The 26350-nt window shown below is 47.0% G+C and carries 18 protein-coding genes, 1 tRNA gene and 1 pseudogene; 12 read left to right on the forward strand and 8 right to left on the reverse strand.

The window, feature by feature from the left end:
- Positions 1 to 346 precede the first annotated feature (346 nt).
- The 3 genes from GCWU000325_RS00985 to GCWU000325_RS11125 all read right to left on the reverse strand — a co-directional run bounded on the left by GCWU000325_RS00985 (position 347) and on the right by GCWU000325_RS11125 (position 5056).
- Positions 347 to 1912 carry a right-handed parallel beta-helix repeat-containing protein gene (locus GCWU000325_RS00985; RefSeq protein ID WP_006254040.1) on the reverse strand — a complete coding sequence of 522 codons (1566 nt, stop codon included), beginning with the start codon at positions 1910 to 1912 and terminating at the stop codon, positions 347 to 349.
- Between the two features lie 329 nt (positions 1913 to 2241).
- Positions 2242 to 3810 (reverse strand): right-handed parallel beta-helix repeat-containing protein, encoded by a 1569-nt coding sequence (locus GCWU000325_RS00990; protein WP_006254042.1) that lies wholly within the window; start codon positions 3808 to 3810, stop codon positions 2242 to 2244.
- A gap of 922 nt (positions 3811 to 4732) precedes the next feature.
- Positions 4733 to 5056, reverse strand: a complete 324-nt coding sequence (locus GCWU000325_RS11125; RefSeq protein WP_006254045.1) for an integrase core domain-containing protein — start codon at positions 5054 to 5056, stop codon at positions 4733 to 4735.
- A 215-nt stretch (positions 5057 to 5271) separates the two neighbouring features.
- On the opposite strand from GCWU000325_RS11125, the gene GCWU000325_RS01000 reads away from it, so the two are divergent.
- Complete coding sequence (locus GCWU000325_RS01000; RefSeq protein ID WP_006254047.1) at positions 5272 to 6528, forward strand: TolB-like translocation protein; 1257 nt, start codon at positions 5272 to 5274, stop codon at positions 6526 to 6528.
- 22 nt (positions 6529 to 6550) lie between these two features.
- Positions 6551 to 7429 (forward strand): nucleoside phosphorylase, encoded by an 879-nt coding sequence (locus tag GCWU000325_RS01005; RefSeq protein WP_006254048.1) that lies wholly within the window; start codon positions 6551 to 6553, stop codon positions 7427 to 7429.
- Between the two features lie 241 nt (positions 7430 to 7670).
- On the opposite strand, the gene feoB is transcribed toward GCWU000325_RS01005, so the two are convergent.
- The 4 genes from feoB to proS all read right to left on the reverse strand — a co-directional run bounded on the left by feoB (position 7671) and on the right by proS (position 16441).
- Positions 7671 to 10145: a ferrous iron transport protein B gene (feoB, locus tag GCWU000325_RS01010; protein ID WP_006254049.1), complete on the reverse strand. Its 2475-nt coding sequence runs from the start codon at positions 10143 to 10145 to the stop codon at positions 7671 to 7673.
- Positions 10146 to 10968: 823 nt separating this feature from the next.
- A complete protein-coding gene (locus GCWU000325_RS01015; RefSeq protein WP_040599088.1) occupies positions 10969 to 12996 on the reverse strand; it encodes a M13 family metallopeptidase in 2028 nt (675 codons plus the stop codon).
- 20 nt (positions 12997 to 13016) lie between these two features.
- Positions 13017 to 14951 (reverse strand): ABC-F family ATP-binding cassette domain-containing protein, encoded by a 1935-nt coding sequence (locus GCWU000325_RS01020; protein ID WP_040598728.1) that lies wholly within the window; start codon positions 14949 to 14951, stop codon positions 13017 to 13019.
- A 5-nt stretch (positions 14952 to 14956) separates the two neighbouring features.
- Positions 14957 to 16441 (reverse strand): proline--tRNA ligase, encoded by a 1485-nt coding sequence (proS, locus tag GCWU000325_RS01025; protein ID WP_006254054.1) that lies wholly within the window; start codon positions 16439 to 16441, stop codon positions 14957 to 14959.
- Positions 16442 to 16648: 207 nt separating this feature from the next.
- Between proS and GCWU000325_RS01030 the strand changes: the two genes are divergently transcribed.
- The 10 genes from GCWU000325_RS01030 (at position 16649) to GCWU000325_RS01075 (ending at position 25385) form a co-directional block, all read left to right on the forward strand.
- The gene (locus GCWU000325_RS01030) at positions 16649 to 17353 is read left to right on the forward strand and encodes an OmpA family protein (RefSeq protein ID WP_006254055.1); all 705 of its coding nucleotides are present in this window, start codon (positions 16649 to 16651) and stop codon (positions 17351 to 17353) included.
- Between the two features lie 403 nt (positions 17354 to 17756).
- Positions 17757 to 18311 (forward strand): DUF1599 domain-containing protein, encoded by a 555-nt coding sequence (locus tag GCWU000325_RS01035; RefSeq protein ID WP_040598730.1) that lies wholly within the window; start codon positions 17757 to 17759, stop codon positions 18309 to 18311.
- Positions 18312 to 18316: 5 nt separating this feature from the next.
- Positions 18317 to 20239, forward strand: a complete 1923-nt coding sequence (gene tpiA / locus GCWU000325_RS11130) for a triose-phosphate isomerase (protein ID WP_006254058.1) — start codon at positions 18317 to 18319, stop codon at positions 20237 to 20239.
- A 67-nt stretch (positions 20240 to 20306) separates the two neighbouring features.
- Positions 20307 to 20876 carry an SPOR domain-containing protein gene (locus tag GCWU000325_RS01045; protein WP_006254060.1) on the forward strand — a complete coding sequence of 190 codons (570 nt, stop codon included), beginning with the start codon at positions 20307 to 20309 and terminating at the stop codon, positions 20874 to 20876.
- An 18-nt stretch (positions 20877 to 20894) separates the two neighbouring features.
- Positions 20895 to 21467, forward strand: a complete 573-nt coding sequence (gene folE / locus GCWU000325_RS01050; RefSeq protein ID WP_006254061.1) for a GTP cyclohydrolase I FolE — start codon at positions 20895 to 20897, stop codon at positions 21465 to 21467.
- A 4-nt stretch (positions 21468 to 21471) separates the two neighbouring features.
- Positions 21472 to 22110, forward strand: coding sequence for a DUF6359 domain-containing protein (locus GCWU000325_RS01055; protein ID WP_006254062.1), 639 nt, complete (start codon positions 21472 to 21474; stop codon positions 22108 to 22110).
- A gap of 104 nt (positions 22111 to 22214) precedes the next feature.
- Positions 22215 to 22287 (forward strand) — tRNA-Gly (locus tag GCWU000325_RS01060).
- A 28-nt stretch (positions 22288 to 22315) separates the two neighbouring features.
- Entirely contained in the window at positions 22316 to 23686 is a 1371-nt protein-coding gene (locus GCWU000325_RS01065; protein ID WP_006254063.1) for an SLC13 family permease, read from the forward strand.
- Positions 23687 to 23707: 21 nt separating this feature from the next.
- Positions 23708 to 24685, forward strand: coding sequence for a 6-phosphofructokinase (gene pfkA / locus GCWU000325_RS01070; protein ID WP_006254064.1), 978 nt, complete (start codon positions 23708 to 23710; stop codon positions 24683 to 24685).
- Between the two features lie 184 nt (positions 24686 to 24869).
- Positions 24870 to 25385, forward strand: a complete 516-nt coding sequence (locus GCWU000325_RS01075; RefSeq protein WP_006254067.1) for a GNAT family N-acetyltransferase — start codon at positions 24870 to 24872, stop codon at positions 25383 to 25385.
- A gap of 336 nt (positions 25386 to 25721) precedes the next feature.
- Here the strand turns inward: GCWU000325_RS01075 and udk are convergent.
- A pseudogene (gene udk / locus GCWU000325_RS01080) lies at positions 25722 to 26348 on the reverse strand (uridine kinase); the annotation flags it as partial.
- Positions 26349 to 26350 lie beyond the last annotated feature (2 nt).

The following is a 26350-nucleotide window of genomic DNA, read 5'->3' on the forward strand; positions in this document are numbered from 1 at the left end:
CCACAATGGTCAGGATAACACTGATGTACTATGTGGATTTCTACAGCCTCTTTAATCATCCCGAAAAAGATTGGGAAGCATGCCTGAAAGAAGCGGCCGAAAGCCCTCAAATGCCTTCGCTTTTTGATTAGGGGGCTTGGAATGCCAAAAAGAGAACCTCAACCGCATTGTTTCAGCGATTGAGGCGGTCTTTCCTACTCTTTTTGACGTTTATCGGACAGCAATAATACTTTTATCTGAATATCTTCGTCTTATCTTTTGCTACTCCGCGTTTTGATCGTATTCGTTCAGCGCTAAGTATTTCCGATCAGAAAGACGCAAAGGGAAGCAAAAGACAGGATTTGTTTTATTTTTTTACACTAAACGAATAGCCGTTCCACTTAAATACAATATTTTCGCTCGGTGACTCTACGTTTGAGTTCAGATAGATATCCTTGCCTCTTCGTGGCAGTTGAATGGCGCCTATATGCTTCATCTCGATAAGCTTCTTTAAGTCGGGTAGGGGGCGCAACTTACGTGTTGTCGGATCATAGTCATAGCAATAGCATCTTGATGACATTCCGCCCATTAGTTGTTCCAATACCACAATCAACAGTTTGTGTCCGTTATTTCTATTCCAAACTCCAGCTTCGAGATTTCTCGACAGGTCACTGTTGTTGGATGACAGCCATCCTTTTTTTAGGTTGTAGGTGATCGAACAATCATCTTCATAAAAAGCTTTTGTGCCGGTAACATTCGAAGTTTCCTCTGTGTCTACCTTCATAGTACGTTTGCCCGTAGCATATTCAACCAATATTTTTCGTGGGTCTCCGTCATTGCCCATCCACTGTTTGCAGAAAGCAAGCGTCAGGTTGAAAATGTTGGGCGTACCTTCTGATTGAGGCAGACTTATCTGTGTTTCTCCCCAGTAGTCTTCCAAGGCACTGCCAAATGCTGCGCGATGGTTTTCTGCTACATTCTCAGAAATCCATTCCTCTTCTTCTTCTCCACATTCACAATCACTTCCCGCTCCTTTGTACCCATCTTCGCTTGCTTCTTTATTTGCTTTCATGTTTGAGCGTCCTGTAGGTCCGAAGCCGCGTCCCTCAAGATCATCATTGTCGTTGTAGAATTTTGTTGTTGGATACTTCTTGAGATTTATGTTACCAATCTTTCCAATATGATGAATCTCGCACTCATTCAGTGTTATCTCACTATTATCTAAGCCGAAAAGCGTTCCCTCATTCTGTGATATACGGCACCGAGTGAAATTGGAATTTGTACAGTCCATAATCGAGATCATCGTAAACTCGCGACAACGATAGAAGTCACAATCCTCAAAGGTCATATTTGCACAGTTGAGCAGTTCCATAATGCTGTAAGAGCAATCGCGGATGATACTTTTTTTGCAAACAAGATTCTTTGTATTCGTGGCCGTGATGCCCTCAATACCGCACCCGAAGAGGTCGCAGCGGTCTATTTCTATATCTTCACACTGCTTAAACTCCAATACACCGCCGGTGCAATACCCTTCGTCGGTATGCCCAGCTGTGAAGTTGATCAGCTTAATGCCCTTACACTTCAGGAAACTGAGCGGGTATGCATAGCGTGGAGATATAAGAATAGTAGCCCCATCTTTGCCTTTTATGGTGAGGTTTTTCACCTTGTTGAGGGTCAGCATGTGGCCATCTGTTTCGTAATTTCTTATCAGCATGCTCTTAGTGTCGATGTCGTATTCAGCTGCTTCCATACCCAGTTCCTTACATAAGTCACCATTCTCAAGAACATCCGACAGATTGATGACTCCCTCGACTATAATGGTGCGATTAGAACCCAATGCTTTGACAAATTCGAGGGCTGTGCTTACCTTATAGTCTTTAGCATTTAGGCCGATAGCCATTAGCAAAAAAAAGGATAAAAGAAATTTTCTCATAGTTATTTGTTTTTTAGATTATTGTAATAGAGATAGGTAAATAGCCCCCAAAGCTAGGCTGACTGCTGCGAGAACTGAAGCGACCTCAAGTTTACGCCTGGAGAAAGATGGGTGCAGTCTCTGTTCTTTATTTAATAGATGTGTAAATAACGTTTGCTGTCTAAATGTAGAGATGATATTTCTTGCGAATGTAGTGAAATGTATGGAAGTAGGCAATATCTTCCTTTTCTTTTATCGTAAATCTGTGTACAAAGCTTTTCAAGTTTCCTGCGTTCTACTCTCAATGACTGAGAGCAGAACGGACGCCAATGCCTGTAAGGCACACAAGCTTATTTCCCCTTTTTTACATTAAACGAATAGCCGTTCCATTTGAATATGACATCTTCTCCGGCAGCATAGACGGTGAGCGTGATATCCTTTCCCTTCTTAGGCAGCATAATGTAGCCATAATGCTTCATTTCGATAAACTCTTTCATGTCGGGCAGGGGGCGTAGTTTGCGGGTCTCGGGGTCATAGTCATAGCAATAACACATCGCCGACATTTCGCGCTCAGGTTGCTCTAATATTAAAATCAACAGCTTGTGTTTGTCATTTCTATTCCAAATGGCGGCCTCAAGGTTTTTCATCTGCTTTGTGTTGTATGATGCAAGCCATCCATCTTTTATATTATAACCGATCGCACAACCATCTCCAAAAAAACCTTTTGTGCCGCTAACATTAAAAATATCCTCCCCGTCTTCCTTCATAGAGCGTTTGCCCGTAGCGTATTCAAAAAAGATTCTCCGTGGGTCTTCATCATTACCCGTCCATTGTTTGCAGAAAGCAAGTGTCAGGTTGAAGATATTGGGTGCACCTTCCGATTGAGGCAAACTAATCTCTGTACTGCCCCAGTAGTCTTCCAAAGTATTACCAAAAGCTTTGCGATGATTTTTTTCAACCTCATTAGCATCCCAAAGGGCATAAAAATCATCATCTTCTATTCTTTCCTCTCCATCTTCACACTCTTCCGTCTCATCATCCTCTATGCTTGCTCTCAAGTTCGGGCGTCCGGTAGGTCCGAAGCCGCGACCTTCAAGCGCATCTTCGTCTTGGAAGAACTTCGTGGTAGGGTAGTCGTTGATGTTTATATTGCCGATAGGGCCAACGTGATGAATCTCGCACTCATTCAGTGTTATCTCGCTATAATATAAGCCGAAAAGCGTTCCTCGGTTCTGTGATATGCGACATCTGATAAAATTCGTATTTGTGCATTTTAAGACTGGGATCATCGTAAGCTCGCGGCAGCGGTAGAAGTCACAATCCTCAAAGGTTGTATTTGAACAGTTACGCAGTGCCATAATGCTGTAAGTACAATCGCGGATAATACTCTTTTTGCAGACAAGGTTTGTCGTTCCTACGGCCGTGATGCCCTCAATACCGCATCCGAAGAGGTCGCAGCGCTCAATCTCTATATTTTGACATAGCTCGAATTTCAATACGCCGCCGGTACAATACCCCTCATCGGTATGTCCTGCCGTGAAGTTGATCAATTTAATGTCCTTACACATTCGGAAACTGAGTGGGTAGGCATAGCGTGGGGATACCATAATCGCAGCTCCGTCTTCGCCTTTTATGGTGAGGTTTTTCACTTTGTTGATGATCAGCATATGGCCATCGTATTCTTCTCTTCGTAGCAATGTAGACTTGGGTTCGAGGTCATCGTCGTATGCTTCTATGCCCAGTTGCTCACAGATGTAATCGTTCTCAAGAACATCCGACAGATTGATGATACCTTGGACTATAACAGTTCGATTAGGCTTCAATGCTTTGATGAAATCAAGTGCTGTACTTACCTTATAGTCTTTCGCATTTATCCCAACAGATATCAGCAAAAATAGGGATAAAAGTAACTTTCTCATAATTATTTGTTTTTAGATTATTGCAATAGGAAGAGAGTTCTAACAAGTAGACCGGGCGTGAAGGCTGCAAGGGCAGAAGCAAGCCCGAACTTATCAAGCGGATAGTGAGTTGTCGCAGCCTCTGTTCTTCATCTGAAGAAGTGTGGATAGCGTTTGTTTGCTAAATAATTTTATGATAGAGCTTGCGAATGTAACGAAATATTCAGCAATCAGCCATCATTTCCTCTTTTTTTGTTGTAAATCTGTATATAAAACTTTTGGGGAGGTGTAAACTCATAGAAGTAGCAAAGCACCTTAAATTTACTAAGTGTAAATCATCTCGTATAGCTGTATGATAAAAAGATAAATCGTGATTGGCAAGCTTAAGCGGCAAGGCACGCTTAAGTTCCCACAAGCTCTTAGGCTTGGCCTTTTGGCTGGACGAGCGTTGGAGCGAAGCGACAATACTGTCATAATGTGTTGGGAGATAGCAAGCCCTTAGGGTAGGGCTTTTAAAGTTTCCCCTCATGAGTTTTCACGACTGCTTTTTTGCAGTTACACCTCTTAGCTGTCTTAGCACGCGCGGCGGTTCAGGCAACAGTTTACTACTTGTTGTAAAAATTCCCACCTATGGGGAGTAAATTTCCCACTTAAGGGAATTAAAATTTCCACCTATGGGAATTTATTTTCCCACGTAGGGAAATTTTTGAGGTCATAATGCGTCTGTAATGTCCTAGAATTAGTTGACAACTTTGGTTCTTAATTTAATTCTTCTTTGACAAGTTTATTTGCTAAGTTCAAATACGCTTGTCGTAGTCTTTTCTTAACTACATAGTTAGTTGACAGTTGTCTTCTAATTGCAAAATTACTCTTTTATTTTCTTGTTGCGGTTGTTTCTGCCTCCTTCTTTTATTGTTGGACTTAATAATGTGTGCCGAGGAAGTTATGCCGTCAACCTTCCGACTTCTTCCATTGGCGTTCTCATCTGCAGACTCTGATGCGGTCTGAACGTGTTGTACAGGTCGATGGCTTTCTTTGTGAGGCGCCTGACCTGCTGCAGACTTTTGTCTTCTGTACTGAAGAGCCATCCGTTCTTGAGCGTATTGTTCATCCTCTCGGCCAGGGCGTTGTGCAATGGGTCTCCGCTTTGCGTCATACTTATTTGTATTCCAAGAGATTTGAGTTTGTCGACGTACTCATTGCAGCAGTTGTAATGTCCTAGAATTAGTTGACAACTTTGGTTCTTAATTTCATCCTTCTTTGACAAGTTTATTTGTTAAATTCAGCTAGGCTTGTCGCAGTCTTTTCTTAACTACACAGTTAGTTGACAGTTGTTGCAATGTCCTCGAATCAGTTGATGTCCTGCGATTGTCATTGAGTAGATAAAGAAGCATAGACTTTGGCCTAAAAGCCGTGCGACTGACTCGGTGAGTAAAAAGATTTACGTAACTTTGCTGCTACGTTATTTACGCAGCAATAAATATGTACGCAAGATATTTAGCATTCTTATTACCCTTGCTTATGCTCTCGCAAACTGCAGAAGCGCAACGACGAACAGGGGAAAAGGATCGTCCGGCATCGAAGGTCGCAGAAAAAAACGTAGATGCGGAAACGCTCATTCGCACTTACCGCTTTGATGAGGCTATTAGCAGTTTGCAGCATCAAATAGCAACGGCTAAACGTCAGAAAAAAACTACTATACAGTTGGAGCAGGCGCTAAGTCGTGCCCGTTTAGGCGCTATAATGCTGTCGGCTACGGAGAAAGTTCGGATTATTGACAGTTTGGTCGTTGATCGCGGTAGCATTCCTATTCCACAATTACGAAAAGGTTTGGGAAAACTACAAGCGGCGCAGACCTTGGCTGTTGCGCTTGGACTGACGGCTAAGCGTGTCGGCGAAGCTGCTTATATTAACGACTGGGGCGACAGGGCTTATTTCGCCATGGCCGATACGACGGAAAACCTGCGCTTATATGTGGCCAATCGTTTTGGACAGAAATGGGGAGAACCATCACTTTTGCCGGGTTTTGCGCTGCAGGAGCGGAACGAAGATTTCCCTTTTATGGATCCAGATGGCGTGACCCTCTACTTCGCAGCAGATGGCGCAGAGAGTTTGGGCGGCTATGACCTCTTCCAAACACGCTATGATGCAGATGCCAAAGCCTTTTTGAAGCCCCAGAATCTGGGTATGCCTTTTAATTCGCCGGCCAACGATTTCTTGATGGTCATTGATCGGGCGAATAATATGGGTTGGTTTGTCTCCGATCGTTATCAGCCGGTTGATAAGTTGTGTATTTACTCTTTTATTCCGAATGATAATCGCGAAGTTTACGATGCCTCGACCCCTAAAAATACTTTGCGCCAATTGGCTATGCTGATGCCGCTGGAGCTTTCGCAGATTTCGCCGGAAGAACGCCGCCAATTGGCCGCTGATTATGCGAAAAACAAGCAGGAAAGTAAGCGTGAGGATAAGAGCAACGTGTTTATTATCAATGATAACACGGTCTACCACTCGCTGGATGAGTTTCGCCATACTGAAGCTCGCAAGGCAGCAAAAGAATGGTGGGATGCATCGCAGCGCTTACAAGCTGTCGGCGAACAACTTGACGAACTTCGGCGCGTTTATGCAAAGCAAAAAACGGGCGGCGAGGAGATTCTCCGCTTAGAGCAAGAGCAGGCTGCACTGCAAGCAAAGGCTTCGGCCGCTGCGGTGCGTATGCGAGCATTGGAATTAAAATAATCTTGTTTGGAAAGAAAAAGATATGAAAAGTTATTTTGAACCTTCAGAATTGATTATCAATAGTGATGGCAGCGTATTCCACTTACATCTGAAGCCGGAGCAGTTGGCTGATAAAGTGATCTTAGTAGGCGACCCCGGCCGCGTGCCAATGGTGGCGAGCTTCTTTGATGAAAAGGAGTGTGATGTGCAAAGCCGAGAATTCAGAACCATTACAGGGCGCTTTCAAAACAAGCGAATAACGGTTGTCTCTACGGGCATTGGATGTGATAATATAGATATTGTATTAAACGAACTGGACGCGCTGGCTAATATTGACTTTGAAACGCGCACGGTGAAACCGCAATTGCGTCAATTGGAGCTTGTGCGGATTGGGACGTGCGGCGGCTTGCAACCGAATACGCCTGAGGGCACTTTTGTCGCAAGCGTGAAGAGTATAGGTTTTGATGGCCTGCTCAACTTCTATGCCGGACGCGACGAGGCTTGCGACTTGGCGATGGAGAAAGCCTTCGTGCAGCATATGGGTTGGAAAGGAGCGCAGTGTATCGCTCACCCATATATCATCGATGCTGATAAGGAACTGATCGAGCGTGTTGCGTCAGAAGATATGGTGCGCGGCGTGACGATTGCTTGCGGCGGTTTCTTCGGTCCGCAAGGGCGCGAGTTGCGCATTCCGCTTGCCGACAGCAATCAGAATGAGAAGATTATGCATTTTGAATATGACGGCTTGCGCATTACAAACTTTGAAATGGAGAGCAGTGCCTTAGCCGGTCTCGCACGCTTAATGGGCCATAAGGCAATGACCTGCTGTATGGTGATTGCAAACCGCTTGGCCGGACGGGCGAATCCGAACTATAAAAACAGTATTGAGCTATTGATCGAACGCGTATTGGAGCGTATCTGATTTCTAATTTATTTTGATTAAAAAAGTTCGATCATTATTTGGCAATATAAAGGGAAGATTGTATTTTTACCACGTGACCTGATGCAATCTTTTTACCTTAATTGCTAATCAACTAATGAGAGCGAAAGGGCAGCTGAGTAAGAAGTGCTTGGTTGCCTTTCTTTTATGCTTTCTGCAAGAAAGCGGCGCACGCAATCGTGATGATGCGTGCGTCGCTTCTTTATAAAATGTGGCTACTGGTTTATAAGAAAAGCAAAGCCAAGCGATAGACGATAAATGAAACGGCATAGGCGAGGCCGGTTGTGTAACAAACAGTAAATATTGCCCACTTCCAATGCCCGGTTTCGTTTTTGATAGCAGTCACTGTTGCAATGCAGGGGAAATAAAGCAGGATAAATACTAAATAAGAGAGCGCTGAGGCCGGCGAAAGTGAGCGCGCGATGGCGCTTTGTAAGTGTGTGTCGTGACCGGCAGCGTCTGCGTCGTCGATTTTCTCGCCGGCGTACATTACGCCCATCGTAGAGACGACGAGTTCTTTTGCACTAACGCCGGACAAGATGCCGACATTCATTCTCCAATCGAAGCCTAAGGGGGACATAATCGGACCGATGAGGCGTCCCGCCTGCTCTAAGTAAGACATTTGCGGTGCTGCGACCTCAGCAGAAGGCTGTGCCGTTTGCTGAGTGCTTGCTGTCGGTTGCGGAGATTGCGTCGGCGTTTCAGCAGGGCGGGGGAAATAACCTAAAAACCAGATAATAATGGAAGCCACTAAGATGATATGCCCCATTTTTCGCAAATATTGGCGGCCTTTTTCCCACGTATGGCGGCCGATGCTCTTAGCGGCAGGGAGGCGATAAGGCGGAAGTTCCATCACAAAAGGCAAATCCACGCCTTTCAGCAAAACTTTGCTGAACAACTTCGCCATTACAACCGCCATGAATATGCCTAAAGCGTACAAGCCTAAGAGAACGAAAGCCGCATGATGTGGGAAAAACGTACCAATGAGCAGAATATAAATCGGAATACGCGCCGAGCAGGACATCATAGGAATAACCAGCATCGTAATGAGCCGGCTTTTAGGATTTTCAATCGTGCGTGTGGCGATGACGGCAGGCACATTGCAGCCAAAGCCCATAATCATCGGAATGAAACTCTTGCCGTGCAGTCCCATATGGTGCATTAGTCGATCCATAATAAAGGCCGCACGCGCCATATAGCCTGAATCTTCGAGCAGCGAAATAAAAGTATAGAGAATAAGAATGTTGGGTAAGAAGACGATCACAGCTCCCACACCGCCAATGATACCATCGACGAGCAAGTCGCGCAAAGTGCCGGGCGCCATGTTTCCTGACACAAACTCGCCGATACGATCTACGAGCCACTGCAACCAGTCCATCGGGTACTGGCCTAAAGTAAACGTTGCCTCAAACATTAAAAAGAGCAGGGCAAAGAAGATGGGGAAGCCCCAAATGCGGTGGGTCACGATACGATCGATGCGATCCGTGAGCGTGGGCTCTTCGCTGCGTTTTGCCGGGTGAAACGTTTCGCGCAGTGCGCCTTGAATAAAACCATATTTGGCGTCAATCAGTGCCGACTCGGCCGATTCTCCCAATTCTTTTTGCAAGCGTTGTTGCTCGGCATAGCGTATGGAGATAATTTCGTCGTGGTTGGGTAGCTTGTCAATCAAGCTATCGACCTCCTTATCTCCCTCTAAGCATTTAATAGCTAAGTAACGCGTAGAATATTTGTAGCGTATCCGGTCATTGCGTTGAAAAGCTGCTTTTATTTTGTCAATGCTACTCTCCAGTTCTGGTCCATGATTGATATGAATGTGTCGAGATATTTTCGGATTATTACCATCATAGACAGCGATAACTTTCTCAAACAATTCTTCTATCCCTCTTCCCGTGCGGCATACCGTGGGAATCATTGGCGTACCCAGCAATATGCCCAGCGTATGATGGTCCAATTGATCGCCGCGTGCCTCTAATTCGTCATACATATTCAGTGCGCAGACGAGCGGAAGGTTCATATCAATCAGTTGGGTCGTCAGGTAGAGATTTCGCTCCAGGTTCGATGCATCTATGACGTTAACAATCACGTCCGGCGTCTCTTCTATCAGCTGTTTGCGCACGTATAGTTCCTCCGGACTATAAGTTGATAGCGAGTAAGTGCCGGGCAGGTCGACTATTCTGAAATGATACGTGTTGCCGTTCTTCGCCGTGAAGTCGAAGAAGCCGTCTTTTGCTCCGACCGTCACGCCACTGTAGTTGCCAACGTGCTCGTGCGCTCCGCTGGCAATGTTAAACAGCGAAGTCTTGCCGCAATTCGGATTGCCAAGCAAGGCAACGTAGATCGTGCGTCGTTTCTCGTCGGCCATTTTCTCCATCTTGTGTAAGAGGCGCTGCTGCAACTCGGCTTCTTCTTCAGCCGTAGGGTGGAGCGGCATTCTGTTTTCTGGCGCCTCCTGCTGTGCTTTGGCTAAGGCTTCCTCCTCGCCGATAACCTCGATCAGGGCTGCCTCGCTGCGGCGCAAGGAAATCTTGTAGTCCATCACCTCATATTCGATAGGATCACGGAGTGGAGCGTTGAGAATGACGCGCACAGTTTTGCCTTTGATAAATCCCATCTCTACAATGCGCTTACGGAAACCGCCGTGGCCAAACACTTTGACAATGACGCCGCGCTCACCGGTATGTAGTTCGCTTAATCTCATGGTTTATTCGCTTTTTTTGCCTATAAACTGTTGATAATTCCAGTCAGAAGCTATGCAAAGTTGCATAAAAAACTCTGTATAAAGATGGCTGTAGGCTGATTTTATTTGCGAAAAAACGCTTGCAGGCCAATATTTTTTTCGATGGAGGCCGGTGCCTTCTTTTCGAGGTCCTCGTAGGTGTGGTTGGGAGTAGTGCCGGGCAGTTTGATTGAAAGAAAAGTGTCTGCCTTTAGCACCTTTGACCGCCTTTGCTTTTGCTGATCGTTGAGAAAGAAGCGAGGTTGTTGTGTACGAACAAAACCATCTCAAACCGACAGAAAATGTGGCCCTGTTTTGATGAGATAAGAGCAAGGAAAACAATCGCTTAAGTCGTAATCTGCTGCGTCAATGATCCGATTGGGAGTTTTTGTCTCGTGAGGTGAAGCAGTTTTTATCACGAGCGCAGACTCTTTTCATCACGATGGTACATATTTTTCGTCACGATGAAAAAGTGAGAATATGCAGCCTTTGGCGTGAAAAATCAAAAGGTGATTTTGTGAAAATGAGAGATGAGGCCGTATTTTTTAGTTATTGTTAGTCGGAAACAAAAGTCTCTTGCGCGGCTTGGTGAGAGAATGTTTGCCGTTCAAGTCTTGCGGGTGAAAATGCTTATATGCGTGGGGTGAAAACGAAGAGGATTGGATTTTTCATCCGGCAATAGATGAGCCGATTAAGCGTAAAGCTGCTATAATAAAACTCCGGCCGACAGTTTGTTTGCTGCCGGTCGGAGTAGGTGAAGGGCGAGCGAGAAATAAAGCGCTGCCCGTTGTTTTTTAGTCAGTCGTTACCAAACGTCTACACGCTTTGCTTTAGGAACAAAGAGCGGATCCTTGGACGTAATATTGAAGGCCTTGTACCACGCATCGATTTGCGGAAGCGCAGCATTGACGCGCCAGCGTGCCGGAGCGTGCGGGTCCATCTTGTTGAGCATTCTCAGCTGCTCGGGACGAATGTTTTGTGCCCAGATCAAGCCAAATGAGAGGAAGAAGCGCTGCTCCGGTGTGAAGCCTTCCAGCGTTTCGCCTTTCTTCGTCTTCATCGTGTTTTGCAATGCTTGATATGCCACGTTCAAACCACCGTTGTCGGCGATGTTTTCGCCTAAGGTCAGTTTGCCGTTAGCCATCATACCCGGGAGCACTTCAATTTTGTTGAAGAAATCTTCCATCACTTTCGTGCGCTTTTCAAAATTCTTCTTATCAGCTTCCGTCCACCAGTTGCGCAGATTTCCGGTCTTGTCGAATTGTGCGCCTTGATCGTCGAAGCCGTGCGTCATTTCGTGACCGATAACCACGCCGATGGCGCCGTAGTTGGTCGCATCGTCAGCCTCAATGTTGAAGAACGGCGGCTGCAGGATAGCTGCCGGGAAGCAGATCTCGTTGGTCGTCGGGTTGTAGTAAGCATTGATCGTTTGCGGCGTCATCAACCATTCGGTCTTATCCGTTGGTTTGTTGGCCTTGCGGCGGATAACGTCATCCGTATTAAACTCGGAAGCGCGGCTTAAGTTCTCGTAGAAAGACAAAGATTCGTCGATCTGCAGCGCAGAGTAGTCGCGCCAAGTATCAGGATAGCCGACCTTCACGTAGAAGTTATTCAGCTTGTCGATAGCCTGCTCCTTGGTGGCCGGACTCATCCATTTCAAAGCCTTGATCCGTTCGCCGAGTGCTACTTGCAGGTTTCGCACCAATTCCAGCATACGCTTCTTGGCTGCTTCAGGGAAGTATTTTTCTACATACATCTTGCCCACAGCCATACCTAATACGCCGTTGACTACGCCTACTGCACGCTTCCAGCGCGGACGATCCTGCTGTGCGCCACTCATTGTCTTTGAATAGAAATCAAAGGATGCAGCGCGGAAGTTGTCGTCTAAGGCGTTGGCTGCGGCGTCGATCACCTTGAATTCTGCGTAAGCTTTCAAGTCGTCCAGAGTATAGTCGTTCAAAATCTTCTCTACTTCATGTAAAGGCTCGATTTGGTTGACCGTAACATCTTGGAAGGCGGGGAAACCTAAGGCCGTTCTCGTAGCTTCCCAATCGATGCCGGGGAAGTCTTTGAGCAATTGGGCATAGGACATTTTGTGGTAGTTGCCTTCTACGTCGCGCAGTTGCGTAGCGCTATATGAGGCTTTGGCAATCTGCGTTTCTATGGCCATGACGGCTTGCATCTTCTTTTCAGCAGTCGATTGATCGTCGCCAACCATCGTAAAGAGTTTCTTGATATATGCTTTGTAAGCATTGCGCACCTTTACCGTAGTGGAGTCGTCATTCAGGTAGTAATCGCGTTCTCCTAAAGAGATGCCGCCCTGGCTGATGTTGACGAGGTTCATTGCCGCATTGCGAATATCTGCACTGATGCCGAAATCGAACATCATCGCAGCAGCGCCTTTGCGGTCTAACTGTGCTACGACTAATTGGTAGTCTTTCTTGTTCTTAATGTCGCGTACCTTTGCCAAAACCGGGCGCAGCGGTGCGATGCCTTCGCGATTGCGGCGAACGCTGTCCATCGCTAAGTTGTAAAGACTGCCGATCTTTTGGCCTAACGTGCCTTTTGCTTGCGGATGCTTGGCCAAATCCTCGATTAGCTCTCTTACTTGCGCTTGATTATTCTCGTGGAGCTGATCAAATTGCCCGAAGCGCGTGTATTCAGGTGTGAGGGGATGAGCTTTCATCCAACCGCCTGCGGAATACTCGTAGAAGTCCTTACCGGGCTTTGCGCTAAGGTCCATGTTTTGCTTGCTAATGCCCGAAATGGTCTGTTGCCCGAAAGCTGAGGCAGCCATTAACGAGAACATTGGTAGCATTGTTTTAATTCTCATAGTCATATATATATTAAATGTTATTTTGATTGCATTTCTTCTAAGCGAGAGGCTGCTGCTTCCCAATCGGCCATGGTCTGTTCCAACTCTTTTTGCAGTGAAGCATATTGTGAAATTAGTGCCGCGTCGGTCGCTCCTCCCGGAGTGGACATCTGCAGCTCTAAATCTTGCAAAGTTGCTTCGATTCGTGAGATGGCCTCTTCTTTTTCTTTTACCTCTTTTTCTACTTTGCGCAACTGACGCGCTTGCTCTTTTTGCTCTTCGTAGGAGAGCTTGCCTTGTGCTTGTCGGGGCGCATCGGCGTTTGCGGCGCTTTGCGTCGGTGCAGCTTCCAAACTCTTCAAGTCTTGCAGTTCCTTCTTTTGCAAGAAGTCGTAAATGCCGCCTAAGTGTTCGCGCACAAGTCCATCGCCGAATTCGTAAACCTTTGTGACGAGACCATCGAGGAAGTCGCGGTCGTGGCTCACCAAGATTACTGTGCCATCAAATGCTTGTATGGCTTCTTTCAATACGTCTTTGGTGCGCATATCCAAGTGGTTGGTCGGCTCATCTAAGATTAAGAAATTTACCGGCTCAAGCAAGAGGCGTATCATAGCTAACCTGCTACGTTCACCGCCCGACAGCACTTTTACCTTCTTATCTGAAGCTTCGCCGCCAAACATAAAGGCGCCGAGAATATCGCGAATCTTTAAGCGAATATCCCCTTTGGCTACGCTGTCGATCGTATCAAAAACCGTCAGGTTCTCATCTAAAAGTTGCGCTTGGTTTTGTGCGTAATAACCAATGGCTACGTTGTGCCCGAGTTTGAGATGTCCTGTATAAGGTATCTCTCCCATGATGCATTTTACCAAGGTTGATTTGCCCGCACCGTTCTTTCCTACGAATGCGACTTTCTCTCCGCGCTTCAGCGTTAGGTTGACATCGTGGAAAACGCAGTGGGAACCATAATCTTTTCGCAGATCTTCGCAGATTAGCGGGTAGTCGCCGGTGCGGCTGCAAGGCGGAAACTTTAAATGTAAGCTTGATCGATCAACTTCATCAACGACAATCGGCACAATCTTTTCCAATTGCTTGATGCGACTTTGTACTTGTACGGCTTTTGTAGGCTTATAGCGGAAGCGTTCTATGAAATCTTTGATGTCAGCAATTTCTTTTTGCTGGTTTTCATACGCTCGCAATTGCTGTTCGCGGCGCTCTTCGCGCAGCCGGACAAAGTCGTCATATTTTGCCTTGTAGTCAGCGATGCGTCCGCAAGAGATTTCGATCGTGCGGTTCGTGACATTATTTAAGAAAGCGCGGTCGTGACTTACCAAGACTACGGCACTTGCACTGTGTTGCAGGAATTGCTCCAGCCAGCGAATGCTTTCGATGTCCAAGTGGTTGGTCGGCTCATCTAATAATAAGATGTCCGGACTGCGAAGCAAAATTTTCGCCAACTCTATGCGCATACGCCAGCCGCCGCTAAACTCTTTTGTGGGTCGGTTGAAGTCTTCGTGCACAAAGCCCAAACCTAAAAGTGTGCGCTCCATTTGGGCACGATAATTTAAGCCCCCCATTAGCTGAAAGCGATCGTTATCGCGGGCAAAGCGTTCTACGAGTTCTAAGTAATCCTGGCTTTCATAATCGTCCCGATTAGCGAGCTCTTGGTTTTCTCGCTCTATGCGCTGCTGCAGGTCGCGGATATCGGCAAAGGCTTTCTCGGTCTCCTCAATGACGGTGTGGTCATCGCTAAGCACCATCACTTGCGGCAAGTAGCCTATCGTTGCTTCTTTTTCAATAGCAACGCTGCCGCTCGACGCTTTTTGGCTGCCGGATAGAATCTTTAGCAATGTAGACTTGCCCGCCCCGTTCTTTCCGACCAGCGCGATACGATCCTTCTTGTTTATATTAAAGCAGACGTTGGTGAATAGCGGAGTTGCACCGAACATTACTGCCAGTTGATCTACAGCTATCAAAACGATTAGTAAGCTCTGGCGATGATTACTTTGTGTTTAGCAGGTTTGCCGGAGACCATATCAATGCCCGGATTTGTTTGGTCTACATTGAAAGGAATACAGCGGATTGTGGCCTGCGTTTCTTCTTTAATTTTCGCCTCAGTTTCTTCAGTTCCATCCCAAGGACAAAGGAAGAAGCCTCCATCTTTTACGCGCTTCTTAAAGTCGTCGTAGTTGTCGCAGGGGAAAATGCGCTCATCGCGGAATTTTGAAGCCTTATGAAACATATGCTGCTGAATCTCTTCCAAGAGTTTCTCTACATATTCTTCGATACCTTCGACCTGCAAGGTCTCTTTTTCGAGCGTATCGCGGCGCATCAGTTCGATGGTACCGTTTTGCAGGTCGCGCCCGCCCATTACCAAGCGCACTGGTACGCCCTTTAATTCGTAGTCGGCAAACTTGAAGCCCGGGCGTTTATTGTCTGCGTTATCATATTTTACGCGGATACCTTTGCCGCGAAGCGTTGAAGCGATCGCCTCCAAGCGCTCGTCGAGCTTTTGAAGTTCCTCGTTATTCTTATATATCGGTACGATGACCACTTGAATTGGAGCAAGGTGAGGTGGAAGCACGAGACCGTTGTCGTCAGAGTGCGTCATAATCAAAGCGCCCATCATACGGGTTGATACGCCAAAACTCGTAGCCCACGGGTATTGCAACTGATTGTCTTTATCGACATATTGTACGCCAAAAGCCTTTGCGAAGTTTTGCCCTAAGAAGTGGCTCGTGCCGTTTTGTAATGCCTTGCCATCTTGCATCATTGCCTCAATCGTGTAAGTCTGTACAGCACCTGCAAAGCGTTCAGTAGCGCTCTTCATTCCGCGTACTACGGGGACGGCCATAACGTTTTCTACGCAGTCGGCATAAACGTCGAGCATCTGCCGTGCGCGCTGGTCAGCCTCTTCGCGCGTCGCGTGAGCTGTGTGTCCTTCTTGCCAAAGAAACTCAGAAGTGCGCAAGAACAGGCGCGTTCGCATTTCCCAACGCATAACGTTGCACCACTGGTTACAAATGACGGGCAGATCTCGCCAAGAATGAATCCATTTGCGGTACGTATTCCAAAACATCGTTTCAGATGTAGGACGTATAATCAACTCTTCGTCGAGTTTGGCTTCGGGATCAACAACTACGCCCGTTTTCTCAGCGTTCGTCTTCAAGCGATAGTGCGTCACAACGGCACATTCCTTAGCGAAGCCCTCAACGTGTTCAGCCTCTTTCGAGAGAAAAGATTTTGGAATCAATAATGGGAAATACACATTTTGCACGCCCACATCCTTAAAGCGCGCGTCCATACTCTGTTGAATGCGTTCCCATATTGCATAGCCGTAAGGTTTTATTACCATACAGCCGCGCACGTCGGATTGCTCTGCCAATTCGGCCTTTACAACCAATTCGTTATACCAGCGGGAGTAGTCCACACTTCTTTTCGTCAAATCTTTGAGTTCTTTCGCCATTGATTCTTTCTAATTTATTTTGACCGCGAAGTTAGCAATTTCCATTCATATAAGGCGTTCCTAAGGTTTATTCTGCACAAAAACCGCTGTAAAAGTGTTCTGAAAGACTATAAAAAATAAAGTAGCTTGATTATTTGTTTGACAAATTTGCATTTAATCGTCCTTTGCTCTATCTTTGCGGCCTGTTAAATACAAAAAGATTTGGAAATGAAGATGAAAGTTTCAGTTTTATGTTTATGTGCAGCGCTTCTGTTTAGCGGCTGTGATATGTCAAATAAGGCCAAGGGCGGACTAATCGGTGGCGGTGGTGGTGCTGCGCTTGGTGCAATCATCGGTGGCATTGCCGGTAAGGGCAAAGGAGCAGCTATTGGTGGCGCCATTGGTGCTGCTGTAGGTGCGGGTGCCGGTATTTTGATCGGCAATAAGATGGATAAGGCGCGTGAAGCAGCTCGCAGAGCCAATGCCGAGGCTGAAGTAATCAAGGATGATAAGACCGGACTTACTTACGTAAAGGTTACTTTCCCCTCAGGACTCTTATTCCAGACGGGACAGGATGTGTTGAGCTCTTCAGCTCGCAACGATTTGGCTACATTTGCTAAGAATCTGACATCAGATATGGATCTTTACGTCTATGGCTACACGGACAATCAAGGATGGCGCGGCGCTTCAGCATCAGAGAGCATGAATAAGAACCAAGTGCTTTCAGAGCAACGCGCTAATAGCGTAAGCAGCTACCTGCGTTCCAATGGTATCTCATCTTCACAAATGAAAGAAGTAAAAGGCTTCGGCGAGAGCAACCCTGTAGCTTCAAATGATTCAAGTACGGGTCGCGAGCAAAACCGCCGCGTAGAAGTTTACGTAATGCCGAGTAAAGAAATGATTAAGAACGCCAAGGCAGAAGCCGGCGAGTAATTTCTTTTTCATTCTCATATAGTAAAGCGGGGTAGCATATAATGCAGCCCCGCTTTCTTTTGTTCCAAAAAAGTTGTAAGCCTGCAAGCGTTGGCGCGGCCTAAGTCCGCCTTCAACACCATCGCAGTGCGCTCACAAGCGTTCGCTTTTCGGCTTTTCATCGTTTGCTCCCGTCAAACGATGGTTTGCTGTTGCCAAACGAAGGTTTGCTCCCGCCAAACGATGGTTTGCTGCCGGCAAATGAGCATCTCGTTGAACGGAGTAACGCGCAAGTCAGTGCGTCGCATTTTGAATCCCCGTTTGGGCACTCGCCAATAAAAAAGGTGCAGTAGCGTGGCTTGTGGTAATCTTTGCTTGGCTTATCTTCAAATTAATTGTACTTTTGCTTGCAAAAGCAATTACTATGATGGCATTGTCTACAGAGCAAGAATTTGTGCAAGTAATGGAAACTTGCCGCTCGCTGTTTGCCCACAAACTCCATGATTATGGTGCTGCGTGGCGCCTGCTTCGCATCCCCTCGCTGACAGACCAGCTACTGATAAAAGCGCGCCGCATCCGCTCCCTCGAAGAGAAAGGTAGCGCACTTGTAGATGAAGGCATCGTGCCCGAATTTATAGGTCTGGTCAATTATTCTATTATCGGTCTCATTCAAATCGAGTTGGGGCATACAATAGATGAAGATTTGACGGTCGAGAAAGCGCTCGCGCTGTATGATGACAAAGCGGCCGAGAGTTTGGCGCTGATGCTGCGTAAAAATCACGACTACGACGAGGCTTGGCGGGCGATGCGCGTCTCCTCTTATACAGATCTCATACTTATGAAACTCTTCCGCGTTAAGCAGATAGAAGATCTAAAGGGCGAAACGCTCGTTTCCGAAGGTATTGGAGCCAATTATATGGATATAATGAATTATGCGGTTTTTGGTTTAATCAAACTTACGATTGAGGAGGAAGGCTAAGCCGGATGAAGAAGCTGCTTTCAATCGTTGTCTTTTGGTTGGTCCGCATCAGCATCATTTTGCTGTCGGGTACATTCCTGTTCTCCGGCTTCGTAAAAGCCGTCGATCCGATGGGAATGTGCATCAAGCTCAATGCATATTTGGCCCATTTTGACCTGCACTTTGATGACAATTCGCTCTTATTGCAGTTTGTAGCCATAGCCCTCGCTACGACTGAGACGATGCTGGGCATGAATCTGCTCTTAGGTATAAGACGCCGACTGACAACTTTGGCCATCGCTGTGTTTATGGCGATGATGACGGCTCTTACTATATATATATATATAGCCAACCCCGTGGTAGATTGCGGCTGCTTTGGCGAAGCGATCGTCTTATCAAATGGAGAGACGCTACTGAAAAATATTGTACTACTCACCGCAGCCTTATTCCTTTGCATTTCTCCAAGTCGCCACATCAGACTAATCTCCGAGCGCAACGAATGGGTTACGTCCATTTGGACGTTTGTCTATATTGTCAGTCTTGGCCTTTATACGCTTCACTATTTGCCGGTTGTTGATTTTACCGCTTACCCTGTAGGTGCAGACATCCGTGCGGCTTATAACGGAAAAATACCCGATCGCCGCGCTATGGAAAGGGCCAACTTTTATCTGCAGGATCAAACCGGTAATGATTTAACGGCTACTGTGCTTGAGGATACCAGTTATACGTTTTTGCTGACCTTGCCCGATGAAGTTACGGCTGACGACGGCAGCAATGATCGCATCAATGATTTATACGACTTTTGCGTGGATAAAGGTTACGCCTTTTACGGCGTGACCACGGAACGTCCGCAGGCCGTTTCCGATTGGAAAGACCGCACGGGGGCAGCCTATCCTTTGTTGTATGGGTTGCCGGATCAACTCAAGGCTATGGTGCGCTCCAATCCCGGTTTGTTGCTGCTCAAAAATGGGCGCATCGAGGCTAAATGGAGCAACAATGAGTTGCCAATAGCTGACGGCAACATCTCGATTTTACAACTCATTCAGGAACACTCCAAACACAACGGGCCACTTCTCCTGCTTCTTTGGTTCATTGTTCCTCTGATTATTAGTATCTTTGCAGATCGTATATGGATAGGATCAAAGTATTACAGACATTATAACATCATAAAACGATTAAAAAACAAGGCTATGAGAAAGAAAATTGTGGCAGGCAACTGGAAAATGAACCTTAACCTGCAAGAAGGCGTGGCATTGGCCAAGGAATTAAACGACGCGTTGAAGGCAGAAAAGCCCAACTGCGACGTAATCATTTGCACGCCGTTCATTCATCTGGCCTCTATTGCAAACTTCTTGGATCAAAACGTCGTAGCGTTGGGGGCTGAGAACTGTGCAGACAAAGAAAAAGGAGCTTATACGGGTGAAGTTTCTGCAGAAATGGTGAAAAGTACCGGTGCAAGCTACGTGATTCTCGGTCATAGTGAGCGTCGCGCTTACTATCATGAGACGGCTGAAATCTTAAAAGAGAAAGTAAATCTGGCGCTTGCAAACGGCTTAAAGGTAATCTTCTGCGTGGGCGAAATTCTTGAAGAGCGTGAAGCTAATCGCCAAAACGACGTGGTTAAAGCACAGCTTGAAGGCTCTCTCTACGATTTGACGCCGGAGCAATTTGCAAATGTTGTGTTGGCTTACGAACCGGTTTGGGCTATTGGCACGGGCAAGACAGCTACGGCTGAACAGGCAGAGGAAATGCACGCATTTATCCGAGCTACGATTGCCGAGAAGTTTGGCAAGACGGCAGCAGAAGAGACGAGCATCCTTTACGGCGGTAGCTGCAAAGCGTCAAACGCAAAAGAACTCTTTGCTAAACCGAACGTTGATGGTGGCCTTATTGGTGGCGCAGCACTCAAAGCTGATAGCTTCACAGGCATTATCGACGCTTGGAAATAAGTATAGCGTAAGCTTTCAGACCTCTCTCTGCCTTGGTGGAGAGAGGCCTTCTTAAAAACATCAACGAATGACACGTATTGGAGGACTTCTTATCGTTTTTATCTTGACCTCATTTTGCGCAAAAGGGCAGACATTTACAGATCATGCGCGCAAGCAAAGCAATGGTGGTGGACGCTTGACGGTTGTACAAGACGCAGATCTTGATAACATCGTCAACAACAAAAAAGGAAAGGCTACTCAAACAACTCAAACTGCAAAGAAAGCTGAAGCTAAGCCGGCTACAAATACAGCTAAACCAGCCTCGAAGCCTGCATCAACCGCTCGCAGTAGTAGTCCGCGTCAAGGTAATCGCTATGTGGCACGCCAACGCGTGTCGGCGCAAGGCTATCGCATACAAATCTATACGGGAGGCAACTCACGTAATGATAAGAATGAAGCCCAACAGATGCGTGTGAAGTGCCAACAACACTTTCCGGAGTTGTCAGTATATGTGCATTTCCTATCTCCCCATTGGGTTTGCCGTGTTGGTGATTTCAGTACGCGAGAAGAAGCTGCACGCTACGTAACTCGCTTACGAAAAGCCCGCATTTCTTATGAAGTGCGTGTTGTAAGCTCTAGAGTTCTTTCAATTAGATGAACGAAATTATTTTATATAATGACGACAGAAGATAGAATAGAAGGTCTCAAAACTTTATATAAAGAAGCCCTAACCGTTTTGGGTGAAGATACCGAACGAGAAGGCCTGCTTAAAACGCCGGAGCGTGTAGCGAAGGCTATGCTTGATCTTACGCGCGGTTATACAATGGATGCAGCCAAAGTCTTAACCTCCGCGAAGTTTAAAGAAGATTATCGCCATATGGTGATAGTTAAAGATATCAATTTTTACTCGCTTTGTGAGCATCATCTTTTGCCTTTCTATGGTAAAGCACATATTGCTTATATCCCTAATGGCTACATTACGGGGCTATCTAAGTTGGCCCGCGTTGTAGATATATTCTCCCATAGACTACAAGTGCAGGAAAGAATGACGCTCCAGATTAAAGAGTGTATAGAGCAGGCCTTGAATCCATTAGGCGTAATGGTCGTGTTGGAAGCCAAGCATATGTGTATGCAAATGCGCGGTATCGAAAAGGAAAATTCCATTACGACGACATCTGATTTCAGTGGCGCCTTTACGCAAGCCAAAACGCGTGAGGAGTTTTTAGCGTTAATTGCTCGTAAAGAATAGTTGTATGCGAAAATTGCCTTGGATTCTCTTCTGTTTTCTTATCTTGTTGTCCGGTTGCAACAAGATAGAATTACCCGGCAAGAAGAGCAAAGGCGGTAATCCTAAGGACACAACAAAGATAAAGCCGCCCGTAGTTGATCCCGACACAAACTTTGATACCCTCACGGTGGCTCAAGTGCAAAATTGTCCGGACGATGCTCTGCTTTACGTAAGAGGCTATATCGTAGGCTTTGTTGCGGGAACTACTTTATCTAAGGCGGTCTTTGGACTTCCTACGGCAGAAGATAAAAATACCAATATCCTCTTGGCCGATACGCCGGAAGAGACTGACGTGACGCGTTGCCTTCCAATCAAATTGAAGCCCGATGTACGAGGCGATCTGGGTTTGAAAGACCATCCCAAGCATTACAAAAGGCGTTTTGTCATCAAGGGCTTGACGGGGCAGTACTTTAAATGTAAAGGCTTGCTTGACGTTTACGAATTTTATGCAACATCTTTCGTTGATAAGCCTTCCGGAGGTGATGATCCGGGGACGAACCCCGGCGGAGAAAAGCCCGGCGGCGGAGGCGCGGAAACGCCAAACGTCGATACAAATCCCGCGGTTGTTCACGAAGGGCGTAGCATAAAGCAGAAAGAACGTTGATGGCGCAGGAAGAAATCCTTGTATCTACAGCCTTTTCTTTGATATTTTTCTTCCGACAGCGGTTGGTTTTATATAAATATAGTATCTTTGCGTCGTCAATTCACGCGGTAGTAGCTCAGTTGGTAGAGCATTAGCTTCCCAAGCTAAGGGTCGCGGGTTCGAGTCCCGTTTACCGCTCTTGTTTTGGTAATCAAACCGGAAGCTTATGGAGCTCTTTATTACCGCGATATTTTTTATTGGAATTTCGCTCATCGCTACCGAAATTTTTAATAAGGTCAATAAAGCTGCCGTTGCTATGTTTATGGGCGTCACTTGTTGGCTATTATATATAGTAGCGGGGCGTCATTTCGTTATTACCCAGCATCTTTCAGCCTTTTTGGCTGCCGGCTATCAGGCGATAGCCACCATACAAGAAGTGCGCACCTTTATTGCCGAGCACGTCTTCCTTTCCTATGCGATGAATGCCGCAGGCGTGGTTTTGTATCTCTTAGGTACGATGACGATAATCGAAGTCTTGGAAAATAACGGCTGCTTTGACTTTATCCATGAAGCCCTGCGCACGCGTCGCCCTAAGAAGTTTCTTTGGCTCATCTCCATCATTACTTTCCTCTTGTCGGCCAATTTGGATAATCTGACAACAACCTGTCTGATGTTGGCCCTTTTGCATACGATGGTAGCCGATGCAGAGCTCCGCAAGCGCTTTGGTTCAGTCGTGGTTTTAGCCGCCAATTGTGGAGGAGCTTTTACTGTGATAGGCGATGTAACGAGCCTATCGCTTTGGGGCGTAGGTTTAGTGACGCCTACCCATTATTCTTCTATGCTTATCCTGCCGTGTATGGCAGCTTTATTCACAACGACTTACTTAGTGCACCGCAAATTGCCCCACAGCATGAAGCTCGTGCACACCATACTCCCATATCGCGGAGACGATACCGTGTTGAACCGTTGGCAACGCCTGCTTATGCTCATTATCGGCATTGGAGGCTTGTGGTTTATACCCACCTTCCATCGTCTTACGCAGCTTCCCTCTTTCGTTGGGGCGCTGTGTGTACTCGGCGTGTTGTGGATTGTCGACGAGTTCTGCAATAGAAGTTTGCTGACAAGCGATAAAATGGTGAGCCGGCGTCGCCCGATGGCCCTGCAATATCAGAATTTGCAGAACATGCTCTACTTTATCGGCATCTCTTTGGCGGTTGGCGCACTCAACGAAACCGGACTTTTGCAGCAAGTAGCTGTTTGGACAATGACGCACTTACACAATATATATATAATAGGCGGCCTTGCCGGACTTTTGTCCGCATGCTTTAACAACATGACCGTGATGCTGAGCGATATAGCCCTCTTCCGCCATGTAGAACATTTACCGGCGTTCAGCCCGAATGGTGATTTCTGGCCCCTATTAAGCTACGTCACAGCGCTTGGTGGCTCTTTGTGGCTCATTGGTAGCACAGCCGGCTTAGCCTTGTGGAGAATGGAAGGCATAAGTTTTGGCGGTTATTTGAAACACTTTATGCCAAAAGTGCTTGTGGGCGGTCTCGTGGGCGCTTTAGTCTTTTGGCTGACCACTTTACTATAAACTAAATTAGACAAGAACAATATGGGGAAAATACGATGTATAGGGGTTTTGACCTCAGGCGGCGATGCACCCGGAATGAATGCTGCTATCCGCGCCGTGACGCGCAGTGGCATTGTAAATGGTTTTAAGATCAAAGGCATTTATCGTGGTTATGACGGACTGATTAACGGCGATATTGCGCCGTTTACCACAGAAAATGTCAGCAACATCATACAACGTGGCGGCACGATCTTGCGCACCGCTCGCTGCCAGGCTTTTACGACACCCGAAGGTCGCGGAAAGGCCTACGAAACCTTGCAACGCGAAAATATCGATGCACTCGTCGTTATCGGCGGAAACGGTTCGCTGAGCGGCGCGTTGGAATTGGCTGAAGAATACGACTTTCCCTGTATCGGATTGCCCGGAACGATCGACAATGACCTTTATGGCACGGACAGCACCATTGGCTACGACACCACGTTGAACACGATCAAAGAGTGTGTAGACAAGATTCGCGACACAGCAACCAGTCATGAGCGCATCTTCTTTGTGGAAGTAATGGGTCGAGATGCCGGTTTTTTAGCACAAAACAGTGCGATTGCGGCCGGTGCTGAGGCTGCGATTATTCCGGAAGACTCTACCGATAGCGACCAGTTGATCGAATTTATGCAACGCGGTATTCGCAAGAGCAAAAAGAGCTGTATCGTAATTGTCAGCGAAAGCCCCAAGTGCGGCGCGATGTATTATGCCGACCGCGTGAAAAAGGAATATCCTGAATACGATGTGCGCGTATCCATTTTGGGCCACTTGCAGCGCGGCGGATCGCCGTCGGCCCACGACCGAATTCTGGCCAGTGTGACCGGTGTCGGAGCTATTCAAGCTATCGTTCAAGGCCAGCGTAACGTAATGGTGGGTGTACGCAACAATGAAGTCGTTTACGTTCCCTTCATTGATGCTGTCTCTAAGAAGAAACCGATCGATAAAAACCTTATTAAGGTCCTCAACGAGCTTTCTATATAATTTTTTTTCGTCGGAGCGGCTTGCTTTTGTCAAGAGGTCGCGCCGCTACCGCATTACCCAATGGCTACTTTTTCTGTCGGTTTTCCGGCGGTTTCAAGTTGACTTCTTTCAGCTACAGATCGCAGCGTTCAACGCTGAAGATCGGCGAACGCACGCTGCCGACGCTTACCATCAATTTTTAGCTATGCCACGCGCTTTTCAAGACGCTCCGCGCCTCCTCGTTCGTCCGGCCTTGCCTGATGATCTTCCTGCAATGTCGGCCATTTATGCCGCTGCGCGCCGCTTGATGCGTAGCCGGGGAAACCTGCATCAATGGGTCAACGGCTATCCCTCGGACGAACTCCTCTTAACTGACATTCGCGCGCAACGCAGCTTTGTTTGTACGACCGAAGATGGGCAAATAGCTGGCGCTTTTTGCCTGCTTTGCGGCATCGAGCCCACGTATCAGCGTTTGTATGATGGGGTGTGGCCCAACGATTTGCCTTATGTGACGATTCATCGGCTTGCTTCTGATGGGCGAGTAGGGGGCATTTTTCGCGCCTGTCTTAGTTTTGCCCGCAGCAAGTCGGCCGTAGTTCGTGCCGATACGCACAAGGATAACCTGAAGATGCAGCAATTATTGGTGCAGAATGGTTTTCAGCGCTGTGGCATCATTTATCTGGAGGACCAATCGCAGCGCATCGCTTACCAACTCGGATAATCAGCGCCGCAGTACGCTACAGGTTCGTTTTTTATCACGACAACAAAGGTTTGCGCTCGTGAGCGCAAAGGCTTACGCTCACGATGAAAAAGGTTTCCGCTCACGAGCGCACACGAACGAAGTGGGTTGTTGTCGATCGCCTTCTTTGTCGTGAGACTTATAAATGTTGATTTGCAGCGTTCTGTTCTAAAGCGTCCTTTCTGTGGCTTGCTTCGCAGCCTTACTTTTTAGACCCAATGATTCAAAATAACAAGAGAGACGACTCGTCATTGCGACAAGCCGTCTCTTTTGTATCTATACGCAGCAAAGGAAATCAACCCCTTTGCCTAACGATTCTTATTCCGTAGGGCGACCACACAATACTTGGTCCAGATAAGAACGGAGTATGCCGATGGCTTTCTCGTTCTCGCCGCCTTGCGGTATGATGATGTCGGCATATTCCTTGGTCGGTTCGATAAATTCGCGGTGCATCGGCTTTAATGTGTGCAAGTAGCGCTCCATCACGATCGAGGCTGTGCGGCCGCGTTCTACGACATCGCGATTGATTACTCGGATCAAGCGTTCATCAGGATCAGCGTCGACGTAGATTCGCAGGTCCATCATATCTCTCAATTCCTTACGATATAAGGCCATAATACCTTCTATGATGATCACCTTCGAAGGTTTTACCAAAATAGTTTCTTCGCAGCGGTCGCAGGTGAGCACCGAATAGACCGGTTGACGTATGGCACGCTCCGCACGCAGTTCGCGCACGTGCTCTTCTAAGAGTTCCCAATCAAAAGCATCGGGGTGGTCATAATTCATCTTGCGCAAGTCTTCGATAGAGTAGCCCTTGGGGGCCCGCTTATAATATGAATCTTGCGGCAATACGGATACTTGCTCCGCGGGGAGCTGTGCGATGATTTTTCTTACGACGGTCGATTTTCCGGATCCGGTTCCGCCGGCTATACCTATGATCATGAGGT

Origin of the sequence: Alloprevotella tannerae ATCC 51259, assembly GCF_000159995.1 — a bacterium.
Lineage (GTDB): Bacteria > Bacteroidota > Bacteroidia > Bacteroidales > Bacteroidaceae > Alloprevotella > Alloprevotella tannerae.